The sequence below is a fragment of the Cupriavidus sp. GW823-FHT06D04 genome (assembly GCF_058795055.1).
In genome coordinates, this window is the sequence record NZ_JBXAHL010000021.1 from 33,077 (window position 1) to 47,663 (window position 14,587).

12 protein-coding genes and 1 pseudogene are annotated in these 14,587 nt (G+C 60.2%); 9 read left to right on the forward strand and 4 right to left on the reverse strand.

Annotated elements, in window-relative coordinates; genetic code table 11:
- Positions 1–42: 42 nt before the first annotated feature.
- The gene (locus AC1Q7H_RS23625; RefSeq protein ID WP_153955562.1) at positions 43–2,520 is read right to left on the reverse strand and encodes an arsenate reductase (azurin) large subunit; all 2,478 of its coding nucleotides are present in this window, start codon (positions 2,518–2,520) and stop codon (positions 43–45) included.
- Positions 2,521–2,536: 16 nt separating this feature from the next.
- Positions 2,537–3,061, reverse strand: a complete 525-nt coding sequence (locus AC1Q7H_RS23630) for an arsenate reductase (azurin) small subunit (RefSeq protein ID WP_153955561.1) — start codon at positions 3,059–3,061, stop codon at positions 2,537–2,539.
- 173 nt (positions 3,062–3,234) lie between these two features.
- Between AC1Q7H_RS23630 and AC1Q7H_RS23635 the strand changes: the two genes are divergently transcribed.
- The 9 genes and pseudogenes from AC1Q7H_RS23635 (at position 3,235) to AC1Q7H_RS23675 (ending at position 12,213) form a co-directional block, all read left to right on the forward strand.
- Positions 3,235–4,113 carry a substrate-binding domain-containing protein gene (locus AC1Q7H_RS23635; protein WP_153955560.1) on the forward strand — a complete coding sequence of 293 codons (879 nt, stop codon included), beginning with the start codon at positions 3,235–3,237 and terminating at the stop codon, positions 4,111–4,113.
- Between the two features lie 10 nt (positions 4,114–4,123).
- On the forward strand, positions 4,124–5,581 hold the full coding sequence (locus tag AC1Q7H_RS23640; RefSeq protein WP_492381801.1) for a sensor histidine kinase: 1,458 nt from the start codon (positions 4,124–4,126) through the stop codon (positions 5,579–5,581).
- A 14-nt stretch (positions 5,582–5,595) separates the two neighbouring features.
- The gene (locus AC1Q7H_RS23645; RefSeq protein WP_492381802.1) at positions 5,596–6,933 is read left to right on the forward strand and encodes a sigma-54-dependent transcriptional regulator; all 1,338 of its coding nucleotides are present in this window, start codon (positions 5,596–5,598) and stop codon (positions 6,931–6,933) included.
- Positions 6,934–6,994: 61 nt separating this feature from the next.
- On the forward strand, positions 6,995–7,279 hold the full coding sequence (locus tag AC1Q7H_RS23650) for an acylphosphatase (RefSeq protein ID WP_153955557.1): 285 nt from the start codon (positions 6,995–6,997) through the stop codon (positions 7,277–7,279).
- 187 nt (positions 7,280–7,466) lie between these two features.
- Positions 7,467–7,892, forward strand: a complete 426-nt coding sequence (locus AC1Q7H_RS23655; protein ID WP_420872224.1) for a DUF4158 domain-containing protein — start codon at positions 7,467–7,469, stop codon at positions 7,890–7,892.
- Positions 7,810–10,409 (forward strand): annotated as a pseudogene (locus tag AC1Q7H_RS23660) (Tn3 family transposase). The gene AC1Q7H_RS23655 and the pseudogene AC1Q7H_RS23660 overlap by 83 nt, the downstream one beginning before the upstream one ends.
- Positions 10,410–10,448: 39 nt before the next feature.
- Positions 10,449–11,438 (forward strand): Tn3 family transposase, encoded by a 990-nt coding sequence (locus tag AC1Q7H_RS23665; protein WP_276522680.1) that lies wholly within the window; start codon positions 10,449–10,451, stop codon positions 11,436–11,438.
- A gap of 25 nt (positions 11,439–11,463) precedes the next feature.
- Positions 11,464–11,697 carry a DUF6429 family protein gene (locus AC1Q7H_RS23670; RefSeq protein WP_492381803.1) on the forward strand — a complete coding sequence of 78 codons (234 nt, stop codon included), beginning with the start codon at positions 11,464–11,466 and terminating at the stop codon, positions 11,695–11,697.
- Between the two features lie 294 nt (positions 11,698–11,991).
- Positions 11,992–12,213, forward strand: a complete 222-nt coding sequence (locus AC1Q7H_RS23675; protein ID WP_338084263.1) for a helix-turn-helix domain-containing protein — start codon at positions 11,992–11,994, stop codon at positions 12,211–12,213.
- A 33-nt stretch (positions 12,214–12,246) separates the two neighbouring features.
- Here AC1Q7H_RS23675 and AC1Q7H_RS23680 read toward each other — a convergent pair whose 3' ends face one another.
- Complete coding sequence (locus AC1Q7H_RS23680; RefSeq protein WP_194946882.1) at positions 12,247–13,590, reverse strand: MFS transporter; 1,344 nt, start codon at positions 13,588–13,590, stop codon at positions 12,247–12,249.
- A gap of 178 nt (positions 13,591–13,768) precedes the next feature.
- Positions 13,769–14,584 carry an enoyl-CoA hydratase/isomerase family protein gene (locus AC1Q7H_RS23685; RefSeq protein WP_153955555.1) on the reverse strand — a complete coding sequence of 272 codons (816 nt, stop codon included), beginning with the start codon at positions 14,582–14,584 and terminating at the stop codon, positions 13,769–13,771.
- Positions 14,585–14,587 lie beyond the last annotated feature (3 nt).

Here is a 14,587-nt window from a genome sequence, read left to right on the forward strand (position 1 = left end):
CAGAAATGGGAAGGGGCCGGCAACGCGCCGGCCCTCTGCCGCCTATGTGAAGCGGCGGCTCTTGAAGCTCACCGTTTGCTTGTAGTCGTCCATTGACCCCACGCGTCGAACGTTCGCCCACGTGCCTTTGTAGTAAGGAACGATGTTGCGGTCCGTCCATGTCGTCGTGACGTTATCCTGGATGCCGTTGACATGGCCAAACACCATGAACGTCTGGTCATGCTTAATCTCGGCAGCCGGATAAGCCATCGCATAGGTGGCCCCGAAGTCGTTGAAGACCTCGACGATGTCCCCCGCAGCAATCCCTAGTTCCTGCGCGTCTCCGGGGTTCATTTCGATATAGGCCATCGGGTCTCGCGTGCGGACGAAGTCGTTGTACTGGTCGTGATAGACCGTTTGCCACACTTCATTTGTGCGGCCGTTGTTAATCCAGAACCGGTACTTCGCCTTCTGGTCTGCTATGAGCTTCGGCAGACCAGGCCATGGTGACGGCTTGAACTGTGCCTTGCCGTCCGGCGTGTCGAATTTACCGTCCATATACATCATCTCTGTGCCGACAAGCTTGCCGCCTTCCCACGCCTTCGCTGGCAGCTGCACTCCGTTATTGGCCATGACACGCAACCGTTCATAGGTCACGAGATTGCCCGTATCGCCGCCCTGGCTGTCAATCTTCCCAGCTCCCGGCTGTCCAGCTTTGCGGAAGCCATCGTTGAACGCATCCTCCTCAGTCTTCCAGTCAAAGCCTTCAAACCGGGCCGCCATCTTCGCGTTGCCATCCTTGCGGTACATGTCGCGCAGCGTGTTGGCGATGCGAGCCGCGATAATGCAATCGGGTAGAGCAGTTCCGGGCGGTTCCATGAACCTTTCAGAGAGCCGCATACGCCGTTCGCCATTCATGGAAGTCAGATTCATTTCGCCAGGATGCGCCGCAGGCAACATCAGATGTGCAGCTTCTTCGAGCTTGGTCGGGTAGAGGTTGATGCTCGCTACAAACAGCCCACCCTTGCCGGTCGCATCATAAATAACATCGACCATTTGCTCGGTGGTCACGCCACGGGCGCGTTGCATCGCATCCTTGACTATTTGCGACCTGCGCAGAACGACTTCGCGCAACTGCTGAGCGTTGTTGCTGGTCTGGAAGTTATTGCAAGCCCACCAAGTCATCATCCGGCCCTTGTCGTGGATGAGTTCCTGGTCAATGTATATCTTCTTGTCACCGGGGTAAGGAGGCCGGGTGTAGCCTTCCTGGTGACCGCCCATACGAACGCAGCCGGTACCTCGCCGTCCGACATTGTGCGTCGCGAGCGCAAGGTCCACGAGGGAGGACTGAATCAGATAGTTGTCGTTGCCCCAGATGATGCCCTTTTCATAGGTGTGCATCGTCCTCGGCAATTGGCCCGAAACCTTTGGCTTGTACGACCATTCGGCAGCCGTCCGAATCCTCTCAACAGGCACGCCGGTGATTTTGCTGCAATCTTCAAGCGACAGCTTGTTGGCCTGTACCGCCGCATCGAACCCGCTCGTGTGTGCGGCAATGAACTCGCGGTCAATCCAGCCCTGCTGGACGACGTAGGTGAAAAGGCCATTGAACAACGCGATATCCGTACCCGGCTGGATGTCCAGGTGCAGAACGTTGTCCTTCCCTGCCACCTTTTCGGCAACCGCGATGGTCGGGGTGCGTCTCGGGTCGACGAACACGACCTTTGTCTTCGGACTCGCTTCTCCAGGGAACCACTTTCTCTTCTTGTCAGCCGTCGTTCCATTGAGATTTGGCACCCAATGGTTCAGGAAGTAGTTCGTTTGCGTTTCGTACGAGTTGGCGCCAATGGACCAGATGACGTCGGCGAGTTCGGCGTCCTCGTATGAGTTGTTCAGTTCTCCAATGCCCATCTCACGAGTGGCATGGCATTCGGAGTTGTACGCCGGCCTGTTATGAATGCGGACCATCGGAGTCTGCAGCGCCGTGAACATCAGCTTGCCGCTGCCCCACGTGTTCTCGAATCCACCGCCCGCACCCCCATGGTCAAAGGCAGAAAAGACAATGCCGTTCGGGCCATCCTTGTCGAGCACCTTCTTCATCAGCCCGGCATAAAGCGCCAACGCCTGGTCCCAGGTCGTATCGACCCATTGGTCGCTCAGATAGACACGTGGATTCTTGAGACGGTCCTTTGTGAGCCCGTCTGGGGCGTACATATAGGTTGCCATCTTGCCGCCCCGCGTCGAGCTGAGCCCGCTGTTCACAACGCAGCTCTTGTCCGGGACAATCATGATGGTGTGGCGCGAGCCGTCACGTTCGGTGACGACATTCTCCATCGCGGGCGTCATGACAATCGCGAGCGGCGGCAGCTGCTTGCGAAAATCAAGTCCGAGCGCATTCTGGGTCGGTGCCCGACCACCTTCCTGGGCCTCCGGCCACTTGTAAACGTGATACCCGCACCCGACGATGCAGAAGTGGCAGGTCATGTTTGTACGCTTGGCCGTGACCGGCGGCAGCACAATGCGGTCCTTTTCGGTAGCCATTTTCAACTCCTCGCACTCAAAGGATGTTGGCCTGGCGGCCGTATATCAGGCCTTCCAAGCCGACAGCTGACACCGTTCCAGATTTTTCGTCATAGGTGAGCCTCACCCGGGGCAGATTTTCGGTGGCCTGGCCAGCAACCATTTGTCCAGCTTTTTCCGCATCAAAGATGCTGTAATGGCAAGGGCACTTGAATGTCTTTGTGGCAGGTTCGTATGCCACAGGGCAACCCATGTGAGTGCACATCGCGCTGTAAGCGACGATGTCACCTTCCGGGCCGACACCGCCTGGGACGCGGCTGCCGAGTTTGACAGCGATGCAGGGCGACGCGGCGTCCGGATATGTGAAGGAGACTGGGGTGTTGAGCGCCATCCGCCCGAGTTGCGCCAGACTCTTTCTCGGATACGGGAGCTTAGTCTTGCTTGTGTCAATGGGCGTCGCAGCCGAGGCTGCGGTCGGCGCAAACGCACACGCAGCAGAGGCGGCAACGGAGGTGCCTCCCAGCTTCAAGAACGTCCGGCGGTCGATTTTTAGTTCGGACATGGTTTCCTCCTTGCTTGAATCTTGCTTCCCCAGTCGCTAGCATCGATTGCGTGGCAAGACGTGTGCCAAGCACCTCAGCGGCAATCGGCGGGCTTGTTTACGGGAAACTTGGACGCGGAGGCGCTGGGCGCCGTTACCGTCCAGTAACGGTTCGGGAGGGGGAATGAACCGTGATGTCACCAATTCTTAACATCGGTCGACGTCGGCTCCTCCGTTCTGCGCTGAGCTTGCCGCTCCTCTCGGCCCTTAGGTTCGCCTCAGGCGACGAGCGTCCGTCGATTGCGTTCGGCACCACGGCCGTCTTCCTGGATAACGAAACCAGTCTGCTGGCACGTTGGGCCAAAGAACTCGGAAGCGTTTGCGGTGCCAACGTGAGATTTGTGCAGCGCAATAACTACCGTGAAATCCACGAGCTGTTGGCTGCGAATCGCCTCGATGTCGCATGGGTCTGCGGCTACCCCTACGTCACGCACCAGCAGACCATGCGGCTGATGGCGATACCAGACTACCAGGGGCAACCGCTGTACCGCTCCTACCTGATTGTGCCCAAGGGCGACGCCCAAACTACGCATATCACGCAACTTCGGAATCGTGTGTTCGCGTTCAGCGACCCGCAGTCGAACTCAGGCTTCCTGGTGCCTACCACGGAGCTGATTCGGGCAGGCATACGGCCAAGCGCATTCTTCAGGAAGACCTTCTTTACGTATGCGCACCGGAAGGTGGTCGATGCGGTGAGTTCTGGACTGGCGGATGGCGGTGAAATAGATGGATACGTCTACGACACGATTGAAAGGCGATATCCCGACCGCACCCGAGACGTAAAGGTGGCGTGGCGTTCTCCGCAGTACGGCTTCCCGCCGATTGTGGCACGCACGAACCTCGACGAAGAGACGTTTCGCCGCATTCAGGGGGCGCTCGTCGGCATGAAGGAACGACCGGAAGGGCGCGACATTCTTCAGCAATTGAACCTCGACGGCTTCGTGGAAGGTGCCGACAGCGTGTTCGACAGCATTCGCGGGCTAGTCCGGATTTTTGACGCTGGGCCAAGGTAGGCGCCCACAGATGCTTTCCAATCTCAGTTACCGCTACAAGATTCCACTGGCATTGAGCGCGGTCATCCTGCTTACCGAACTCCTCGTAACCGCCGCGCTTGTCAGCCTCGCGTTATCTGATGCGCGAAAGGACCTGGAGAACGGCGCACAGAATCTTTGTCGTGTGCTTACGCTGTCGGTACGTGACCCGATGGTCAAGGACGACGTATGGCGAGCATTCGAAGTTATTCGCACGCCAGTTGCAGTCAAGGATTCGACGAACCCGCTGAAGGAAATCGCGCTCTTTGACGCTCGAGGGCGCGTGTATGCATCGACTGCGCCCCGGAAGGCACCCATTCAGACAGACGTCGCCCAACTACCTGCCGAATACGGCGACGTTCTTTCACACTTGCGTACCGCCGGTGACCGCTTCTACTTCAATTTTCCGGAGCTGCTTGCAACCCATGACGTGACGGCGGGTATGCCAGTGAATTCGGATGACGGGGGGCGTCTGGGATATGTTGTGTTGGTCTACGACGCCAATATCCTCTATGGCCGCATTCGCTCAACGCTGGTCAAACTAGGGGTGGCTACGGTTCCAGCGTTGTTGGTACTCATACCGCTGGGTTGGCTGTGGGGTGACCGGATGGCGAAACCTCTTCTGCGGCTCGCTTCGGCAATGGCTCGGATTGGCAAGGAGCCGGCGGAGAATGTCGGCTCCGAGATGACTGTGCAGGGCAAGGATGAGATAGGCCAGCTGGGTCACCAGTTCCAGGCCATGCTTGGAGAATTGGCTCAGAAGCAGGCATTGGAGCGTGAGGTTGTTGTTTCCGAAAGGCTGGCGGCCGTTGGAAGAGTAGCGGCAGGTATCGCCCACGAAATCAACAACCCGCTGGGCGGCATGCTCAACGCCATCGATACGCTCAACACGCACGGCACACCAGACGCCCAAACCAAGAGAACCCTGGGGCTCCTCGAGCGAGGGTTGGACCAAATTCGGTCCACCGTTGCGGCGCTGCTGGTGGAAGCTCGGCTCGACTCTCCTGCAATGAGTCCGGCCGACTGGCAAGACCTGAGACTGTTGATAGCGCCGCAGATACATGCGAAGCAAGCAGTGTTCAACTGGGAGGTGCGGCAAGCAGAGGCCATCGCGCTCCCCGCCCATTTAGTTCGGCAACTCGTTCTCAATCTGCTGCTGAATGCTGCGACAGCCGTAGAGCACGGAGGGCGGGTCGATTTCCGGGTCTCGGCTCACCCAGCGGAGCTCCAGATAATGGTATCGAACACCGGACAATACATAGCGGGCGTTGCAATGGAACATTTGTTTGAGCCGTTCAGTTCCGCTTGGGAAGCAGGAGAACGGCGTTCATATGGGCTAGGTCTTTGGGTCAGCTATCAAATCGCCACCCAGCTCGGCGGCACCATCGCTGTTGAGAGTGAGCCAGGCCGGACGTTCTTTGTAGTGATGCTGCCGATTGCCTCTTCATAGAGCAGGAGTTCAACATGTCGACTACGCTAATCTGTGTCGTGGAAGACGACCCCATCATGGGGGAGTCCTTGGCAGACAGATTCCGTCTGGAGGGGTTTGATGTGGACTGGCACATCAATGGCGAATCGGCCTTGCGTGCCTTGCAGACTCGCCCGTATCAGGCCGTCATCAGTGATATTCGTCTGCCTGACATCTCGGGAGAGAATCTGTTTGCACGCTCGATGGCCGCACGTACATCTCATCCGCCGTTTGTCTTTATTACTGCCTACGCGTCTGTCGAAACGGCGGTTGACCTGCTGAAGGGAGGTGCTGCTGACTACATCACGAAGCCATTCGACATTGGCGCGCTGGTGGAGAAGGTCAGGCTATTGACAGGAACTGTAATCCCAGACCAGGCCATGCCGGCGCAGAGCGAGCTTGGCGTTTCCGAAGCCATGCGGCGCCTTGCAAACATGGTGCCGCGTGTTGCTGGCCGTGCGAAGTCGATTCTGATTACTGGAGAGTCGGGTGTTGGCAAAGAGGTGCTGGCGCGATTCATTCATCGACATGCGCCGGGCGATGCGACCGCGTTTGTTGCCGTCAATTGTGGCGCCGTGCCAGAGACGCTTCTTGAGTCCGAATTTTTTGGCTACGAGCGGGGCGCTTTCACCGGTGCGGGGCGCCAGAAGAAGGGATACTTCGAACAAGCCGAAGGCGGGACGCTCTTTCTCGATGAGATAGGTGACTTGCCTCTTTCGATGCAGGTGAAGTTGTTGCGAGCGCTGCAAGAACCGCGAGTCACGAGAGTCGGTGGCGAGAAAGAGGTCGAAACCAACTTCCGCCTCATCTGCGCAACCAATCGAGACCTCGCGGAGTTGGTCAGCTTTGGGAAGTTTCGCGAAGACCTGTTTTATCGAATCAACATCTTGCAGCTCCGCGTGCCGGCGCTGCGCGACCGGCCAGACGATGTTCTCTGGCTTGCCCATCGCTTCGTGCGAGACATCGCCAGCAGGCTCGGTGAACCGATGAAGCTATTTCACCCGTCCGCAGAGGCTCGGCTTGCGACCTATGGTTGGCCTGGGAATGTTCGCGAGTTGCAGAACCGCCTTGAGCGCGCGTGCATTGTCTCCCCGCAGAACATGCTTTTCTCGTCCGATATATTCGAAGAGGACGGGGCCCCGGCCACGGCGGTAGTGGATGTGGACACGCCACTCGACGGGTACATGGCTGCGTGCGAAAGCGCGTTCATCCGCGCTGCACTGCTACAGCACCAGGGGCACATTTCTGAGACAGCCCATGCGCTTGGCATTTCCCGGAAGAGCCTCTGGGAGAAGATGCGCAAACATGCAATTGCAGCCGGGCTGCTTCACTGAGGCGCTAAGCCTTAGCTGCTCAGGCAGGAGAGCTCTCATGCAAACGGATTGAAGCGACGGAATGCTTGAGATGCGGCTGGTACGCGTCCATGGCCGTGTGCAGGGTATCGGCTATCGGGAGGCGTGTGTACATCGTGCCCAGGAGCTGGGTGTCACAGGGTGGGTCCGTAATCGTATGGACGAATCCGTGGAGGCGATGTTGCAGGGGTCGCCCGAGCAGCTTGCCGACATGTGCGCATGGTTGAGCGAAGGCATGTCAGCAGCGCTTGTGGAAGAGCTTGAAGTTACCGAAGTGAAGCCACCATTTGCGCGCTTTGACCGTTTCGAGCGCTTGCCTACCGAGTAAGGATAGGCAAGCGCGTGCGGGTTCACCGACTAGGGGTAATCGTCCTTTTCCTGCAGATTGATACGGTTATTAATCAGCCCCGAGTCCCTTGTTGGCGTGGCGTTGGAGCCCATTCGCGTGACCTCATTGCGGCCATCCGAGCACTTGTCGTACAGTTTTGTCTCGAACGACACCCCGAAAAGTGTAGATGTCGGCATTTGCGTATCGCTACGTTGGCAGGGAAGAGTTGCCCGCCCGCTTGACAGAATTTAACCTGCGGCAGTTTTTTCACCTCACCAGTGCTGACATCGCGGCAATACGGGAGCGGTTTCGGGCCGACAGATTCGCCGCAGTCGGCGTACAACTCGTTTGCCTCCGGGCCTTCGGTCGGCCGTTAGACCGGCTTGCTGCCGTTCCGCGAAATCTCCTTCAGTACGTGTGCGAAGCTTTCTCCGCGCCGCTGCTGTCGATTGCCAGCCTGAAGACGTTGTACCAACGGCGCCCGCCCGACGTTGTACGAGCATCAGCAATGGGTCAAGGAGCACCTTGGCATCAAGCCGTTCGATGTCACCAGCCAGGCCGCTTTGCTGGAAATGCTCCGCGTGCAAGCTGCCGCAGCGGCAGACGTGGATGAACTTGTCACCACCGCTCAGCGATGGCTCTACGATCGCTGCCGCCTCATTCCCGGCCAGCGCCAGATCACCGACATGGCACGGCATGCATTTTCCGCCTACGAGGCGCAAATGCTCGCAGCGGTCAACCGCGCAGTGCCGGCGGCCACGCTGCAGCACTGCATGGAATCCGTCCGCAGTCCACGGGCTGACGGCTCTGCAACGCACCTCGAGTGGATCAAGGCGCCTTCCGGGCGCAACGGCCCCAAGAACCTCGCTGAAACGCTGGACAAGATCCGCTACCTGAGGTCCCTCGCTGTGCACGAGTGGAATCTGGATGACATCGCTTTGCCCAAACTGCGTGCCTATGCGCAGAAGGTGCAAGCAAGGCGACCGGCCAAGACCAAAACACTGAAGGAGAGCACCCAGGCGCTTGAACTGGTGTGCTTTCTACGGATGAGTTTGCTGGAACTCACCGATATCGCGATGCACCAGACCAGCCGACGCAGCCAGGATCTGTTCCGACGCGCGGCCAGCACGGCGCAGTCGACGCACACCCGCTCCGCCGTGGAAGACAGGCAGCAGGCGCTCAAGGCCAAGGCCGTCCTGCAAGACAAGAGCAAGTCGACCGAGCAGCGAGTGGATGAAGCCCTGGAGCACCTGGCCGTCGTCACCGACGCGGCGTATTCGAGCTTTGCGTCACACGTGCGCGCGGCGCTGACCGGTGACCATCAGCGGATTCACGCTCTGCTGTCGGGCCTGGAAGGCCTGGAATTCGGCGGCAGGGAGGACGGTCCCGGCTTTGCGAACCTCAAGGCGTGGCGCGACCTGCAGACAAGGAAGCTCAATGCTCTGCCAGAAGACTTTACGGAGACCGGCGTTGGCACGGCGTGGCATGACCTCGTCCATGATCCTGACCCAAAGCGCGGCTATCAGGCCTTCTCTGCCTGCACGATGATGTCGCTACGAAATAGCCTGCGTCGGGGCAGCGTATGGATTGACCACTCGATGCGCTTTCGTGATGGCGACCAAATGCTCATCCCTGCCAAGGAGTGGGAGCGCGACCGTGTCAAGTATCTCGGGCTATTGGGCCTGCCAGTCGCGGCTGATACCTTCATCGAACAGCTACTGGATACGCTTCGTGCTGGCGTGGCTGCTGTGGCCGAGGCCTCCGCTCAAGGCAAGATCGAAATAGGAGACGATGGCATGCTTCACCTGCCGGCGATTGTGCCGCTGGAGCAGGACGATGAGCCGCGCCGCACACGCGACTTGATCTACAAGACAATCGGCGATGTGCAGTTGCCGGACCTATTGCTGGAGGTCGACGCCTCGACCAATTTCAGCGAGGTGCTGCTCGGGCACCGGGCGAAGTCCGTGGCCGAACTGCTGTCGACCTACGCGGCCTTGCTCGCCCATGGCACCGAGATCGATGCCAAGGGCATTGCTGCGATGATTCCCGGCATCGACACCGCCCCGGTGTCACTTGCCATGCGAGGGCTGGAGACCCATGGCCGTTTGCGCCGGGCCAACGAGGTGGTGGCTGATTTTCAAGGAAAGATCCCATTAGCCACGCACTGGGGCACCGGGCAGAAGGCATCGGCCGACATGATGTCACTGGACGTTTCACGACATCTGTGGATCACTCGTGTCGATCCACGTCGACGCACCTACGCGACCGGCATCTATACCCACGTGCTCGACAAGTGGGGCATCGTCTATGACCAACCGATTGTCTTGAACGAGCGTCAGGCTGGGGTTGCCATCGAGGGCGTAGAGCAGCACAACCGCAGCGAGGACCGTATCCGCCTGTCGTTACTGGCAGTGGACACGCACGGCTACACGAACGCCGCGATGGCCTTGGCCAAGGGCTTGAGTTTCGATCTATGTCCGCGGCTGCGCGATCTGGCGGAGCGCAAGCTGTACCTGCCCGCAGAGTTCAAAGTGCCGGAGGTATCGAGCGTGTCACCTCGAAGCGATTGTCCTTGAGAGCCATACGCCTGGGTTGGGACGATTTCCTACGGGTGCTGGCATCGATCCGTATCGGCCGCATTAGCGCTGAGCTCGCCATGCAACGGTTGGGCAGCGCCGCCCGGACCAACAAGGCGCACAAAGCTGCCGAGCATCTCGGCCGGCTGTTGCGTAGCATTTTCCTGTGCGACTACGTGACCATTGAAGACTTCCGCCGCGAAATCCATACGTTGCTCAGCCGAGGGGAGTCGGTGCACCAGTTGCAGCGCGCGATCCATGCTGGCCGGGTACCACACGAACGCGGCCGACGAGGCGATGAGCTGACGGCGATCTCGGGGGCGCACGCGCTTCTGACCAACATCGTTCTGGCGTGGAATACCCACCGCATGAACGATGTCGTCGAGCGACTTCGCAAGGGGGGCACGAACATCGAGGACGCTTGGCTGCGCCGCATGGGGCCGGGGCATTCCGGGCACATCAACTTCCGGGGGATTCTCAGCTTCGGTGTCGAGCGCTACATTGACGCGCTGATCCAAGGCCGTGGCGCAACAATCCGACAGGCTATGGCATAACTGCAACAGCAAACGCCGCAGAGCAAAATCTGCCACAGATTGGCACCGCAGTGGCTCGAGGCCGAAATACGGCAGTACCTTCGCAGCGGCAGCTACGACAGCAGCTTCGCAGGCTGGCCAAGCTTGTTTTACGCTCGTGTAGATCCGCGTAGGCGCACCCATGCAGTGGGTATCTACACGCACGTCTTGGACCAGCATGGCATTGTGTACAACCAGCCCATCGCCCTTAACGAGCGCCAGGCGGGGGTCGCAATTGAAGGGGCAGTGCGCCACAGCGACACGCGCGAAGACGGTGGCCTGCTCACGCTTGCCGTTGATACGCATGGGTATACGAACGTGGGGATGGCCGTATCGAAGCTGCTCGGCTTCGATCTATGTCCGCGGCTACGCAATTTGTCGGAGCGCAAGCTCTATCTGCCACGGGGTATGGAGGTGGCCAAAGATATTGCTCCCGTCGTGGATCATGGTATCTCACTGAAGCCCATTTGCGACGGCTGGGACGGGCTGCTGCGGATCGTTGCATCCATCAAGTCAGGGCGTGTCAGCGCCGTCGTCGCGTTGCAGCGATTCGGCAGCGCAGCCCAAGGGGATCCGATTTATCGGGCGGCGGAACAGCTTGGCAAGCTGCTGCGGACCCTGTTCCTGTGCGACTATTTCAGCAACGTCGAGTTTCGCCGGGAACTGCACGCGCTGCTCAATCGCGGTGAGTCGGTACACGAGCTCCAGCGTACGATTTACACGGGTAAGGTCGCGCCGGAGCGCGGCCGTCGTCGTGACGAAATCATCGCGATTTCTGGCTCGTTGACCCTGCTGACGAATCTGGTGATTGCCTGGAACACGCAGCGCATGCAGGCGACAGTCGACGCGTGGCGCGGCAAGGGGCAGCGAGTCGAGGACGATTGGCTGCGCCGAATGGGGCCGGCGCATTCGGCGCATGTGAACTTTCGGGGCACGTTGCAATTTCCCCTCGAGCAGTACCAGGACATGCTGCTCGAAGCGGCGCCCTGGCAGCGTGCGGCAGGATCGTGAGGGCCACCTTCAAGGAGGAGGCAAAATGGACATCAATACCGACGCGATCGACGAGGTTGTCCTCGCGCTGCTCTACCTGAATTTATGTGGGGAGAATCGTGCGTGGCGGAGCTTTGACTGGGACGCATTGAACCGTCTGCACGAGAGAGGGCTCATCGGGGATCCGGTGAACCGCGCGAAATCGGTTTGGCTAACGGAGGAGGGCTTAGGCGAGGCCGAGCGGTTGTTCACGAAATACTTCGTCCGCCCTGAGGGCTAGCAATTGGATACGGGGCGCATGTGATCTATAGCTCGCAATACCACAAGGGCTGCGCTTGCGGGCAAGGCGGGCAAGGCGGGCAAGGCGGGCAAGGCGGGCGCCAGATTTTGCATCGAAAGGATGCAAGGTAGTGAACTTTCCGGTTTCTTAACGCTTTGATTTGTAAGGATAATTCTTAGTTCACCGCCAGATTTTGCACGAAAAGTACGATTACCCCACGCTGCACCGCCGCCTGACGGCGCTCGTCGACGAGTCGCCGAAAGCGTTCATCACGCGCATCCGGCTGGAGACGGCATGCGTGTGCTCGAAGGCAGGGCCACCAGCATCAAGTGCGTTGCCCTGCGGAGTGGCTACGAGGACGAAAGCAGCTTTCGGCGTGCTTTTTTCCCGTTCGCGGGCATGAGCCCGAGCTCCTATCGCAACTGGTCAAAACAGCGCCTGGACACAGCGGCGCCGTCGAGGCCCATGCCAGCGCACGAAGGGATGCCTGACCGTCCAGTCCTGCGACAGTCCTGAACGGCCCGGTTTTCCCAAACTGCGCAAACACCCTCACTTTTCCCCAAGGCGGCCGGCGGTCTCCGGAACGATCGCCGCACCGGCCAGGTAAATGGCAGTGACCACCGCGACGAAGATCCCCAGCACTTTTGGCAGGTCGGCGGGGGTGCTCGCGCACAGCGACGCAAACGTCGGCATCATGCCGCCGATGGCAAAGCCGATATTCCATGACAGGCCAGTCCCCGTGGCACGGATGCTGGTGGGGAACCGTTCGTTCAGGAAAATGAGGATCGGAGCAAAACCCATGCTGCCCAGCATCGCCAGCGCCACGGCATACATGCCAAGCGTGGTGACATCCGGCACCGCGGGCATCCGTTGGTAGATCAACGGCAGCAGCACCACGTTCAAGGCGCCGATCAGCAGGAAGGATCGCTTGCGACCAATCAGCGTGCTGAGGTGACCGGCAAATATCGATGCCACGATAACGCCGACACTGCTGGCCATCAGGATGGCCGCGGATGCGCCCGCCGGTGCCTTCACCACGACCTTGAGGAAGGTCGGCAGATAGCCTGAGGTCAGGTAGTAGGCGCTACCACCGCCGATCGTGAGCAGGATGTTGACAACAAGGACGCCGCGGTACTTGCTGGAGAACAGGACACGCAACGGGTTCTCAACTGGAGCGGCATGTCCCTTGGCCGCCTGCAACTGCTTCCACAGCGGCGACTCCTCCAGCGAATTGAAGATGAATAGGCCGAGCACCGAGCTGATGATGCCGGAGAAGAACATGCAGCGCCAACCCCAGGTGTCGAACGCATCCCCGGGAAACAGCGCGGTCATTGCCATGTAGGTGATGGAAGCCAGCAGTGCCCCGATACCCGCGCCACCGCCGCCAACCAGCCCCGAGACGGCGCCGCGCCAGGACGGCGGCACCGATTCAGTGCCGATGGTGTGGGTGGATGCCACCACGCCGCCGACAAAGATCCCCTGTACCAGCCGCAGCAGGATGAACAAGGCTGGCGCAAGCAGGCCCACCTGTCCCACCGTGGGCAGCAGCCCGAACGCCGCCGTGGACAAGCCAACGCCGGTAACCGCAACCACCATCGCGCCCTTGCGGCCGTGGCGGTCGGCATAGGAGCCGAAAATCGCGGAGCCGAGCGGACGCATCAGCAGCGTCACGGCAAAAGACGCATACACTGCCGCCAGCGACAGCATGGCGTGCTCCGACGGGAAAAACAGCCTGCCGATCACCGGCGCCACGAACAGCAGGATGAACAGGTCGAACAGGTCCAGCGCCCATCCCATGCATGACGCCGTCACGGCACCAAACACCTGGCGATTGCTCGCCGCTGGCAGCGGCTCGCTGATCGTCTCTGTACTCTTCTTTGCTACGGCTTCCATTGTTGTCTCCTTTGATTTGGATCTCTGCTTGGATCATTACGGCAGCGATGGCGCGCGAGCGGTGCCTTGCCGGCAGGCGAGCGCTCCCCCGCGATGCTTGCGCCGTGGCAGAAGGCATCGTTATCCGGTCAATTCGTCCGGGATGCGGGCGGCCTTGCCGGCGCGCCCGCAATTTGCATCAGCTGCCGCGAAACGCCGGCTTGCGCTTGCCGTGGAACGCTTCCACGCCTTCTCGGAAATCGTCCGAGCTGCGCAGGCGGCTGTAGCAATGCCCTTCCAGCTCGATGGCGATCGACAGCGGCGCATCCTCGGTGTCGTTGAGCAGCTTCTTGGCGGTGCGCTGCGCCAGCGGCGAGAAGCCGCGCAGCTCGTCGACCAGCGCATCGGTGGCGGCTTCCAGCTCGGCGTCGGCCACGCATTCCACCGCGATGCCCCACTCGTAGGCTTCTTTGCCCGAGATACGGCGCGAGCGCATCACGATGTCCTTGGTGCGGCCGATGCCTACCATCTTCTGCAGGCGCGCCGAGCCGCCCGAGCCAGGGATCTGCCCGAGCTTCTGCTCCGGCAGCGCGTACTGCGTGGTCTCGGTGGCGATGCGGAAGTCGCAGGCCAGCGATAGCTCAAAGCCCACGCCGAAGCAATAGCCGCGGTTGGCGGCAATCACCGGCTTGCTGCAGCGCGCCGGCGCCGCCACGTTCCAGGCCAACTGCGAGACGTGCTCGGGCGAGGCCTCCAGGAATCCCTTGATATCGCCGCCGCTGGAAAAATGCTCGCCCTGCGAGCGCAGCACGATCACGCGCACGCGCTCGTCGGCATCCAGTGCTTCGATGACGGCGCGCAGCTGGTCGCGCGCCGCCATGGCGATCACGTTGTACGGCGGACGGTGCAGGATGATGTCCGCGCGCTCGCGCGCGGCATTGATCTCCACGGAGAAGCCGTCGAGCTGTTGCAGGCGTTGCTGGTCGGGATGGATCAGTTCAGTTACCTGGGTCATGTC

Excerpts from the sequence above, each read along its gene's own strand:
- AC1Q7H_RS23625 (WP_153955562.1), bottom strand. The coding sequence starts at position 2,520 with ATGGCTACCGAAAAGGACCGCATTGTGCTGCCGCCGGTCACGGCCAAG.
- AC1Q7H_RS23630 (WP_153955561.1), bottom strand. The coding sequence starts at position 3,061 with ATGTCCGAACTAAAAATCGACCGCCGGACGTTCTTGAAGCTGGGAGGC.
- AC1Q7H_RS23635 (WP_153955560.1), top strand. The coding sequence starts at position 3,235 with ATGTCACCAATTCTTAACATCGGTCGACGTCGGCTCCTCCGTTCTGCG.
- AC1Q7H_RS23640 (WP_492381801.1), top strand. The coding sequence starts at position 4,124 with ATGCTTTCCAATCTCAGTTACCGCTACAAGATTCCACTGGCATTGAGC.
- AC1Q7H_RS23645 (WP_492381802.1), top strand. The coding sequence starts at position 5,596 with ATGTCGACTACGCTAATCTGTGTCGTGGAAGACGACCCCATCATGGGG.
- AC1Q7H_RS23650 (WP_153955557.1), top strand. The coding sequence starts at position 6,995 with ATGCTTGAGATGCGGCTGGTACGCGTCCATGGCCGTGTGCAGGGTATC.
- AC1Q7H_RS23655 (WP_420872224.1), top strand. The coding sequence starts at position 7,467 with ATGTCGGCATTTGCGTATCGCTACGTTGGCAGGGAAGAGTTGCCCGCC.
- AC1Q7H_RS23670 (WP_492381803.1), top strand. The coding sequence starts at position 11,464 with ATGGACATCAATACCGACGCGATCGACGAGGTTGTCCTCGCGCTGCTC.
- AC1Q7H_RS23675 (WP_338084263.1), top strand. The coding sequence starts at position 11,992 with ATGCGTGTGCTCGAAGGCAGGGCCACCAGCATCAAGTGCGTTGCCCTG.
- AC1Q7H_RS23680 (WP_194946882.1), bottom strand. The coding sequence starts at position 13,590 with ATGGAAGCCGTAGCAAAGAAGAGTACAGAGACGATCAGCGAGCCGCTG.
- AC1Q7H_RS23685 (WP_153955555.1), bottom strand. The coding sequence starts at position 14,584 with ATGACCCAGGTAACTGAACTGATCCATCCCGACCAGCAACGCCTGCAA.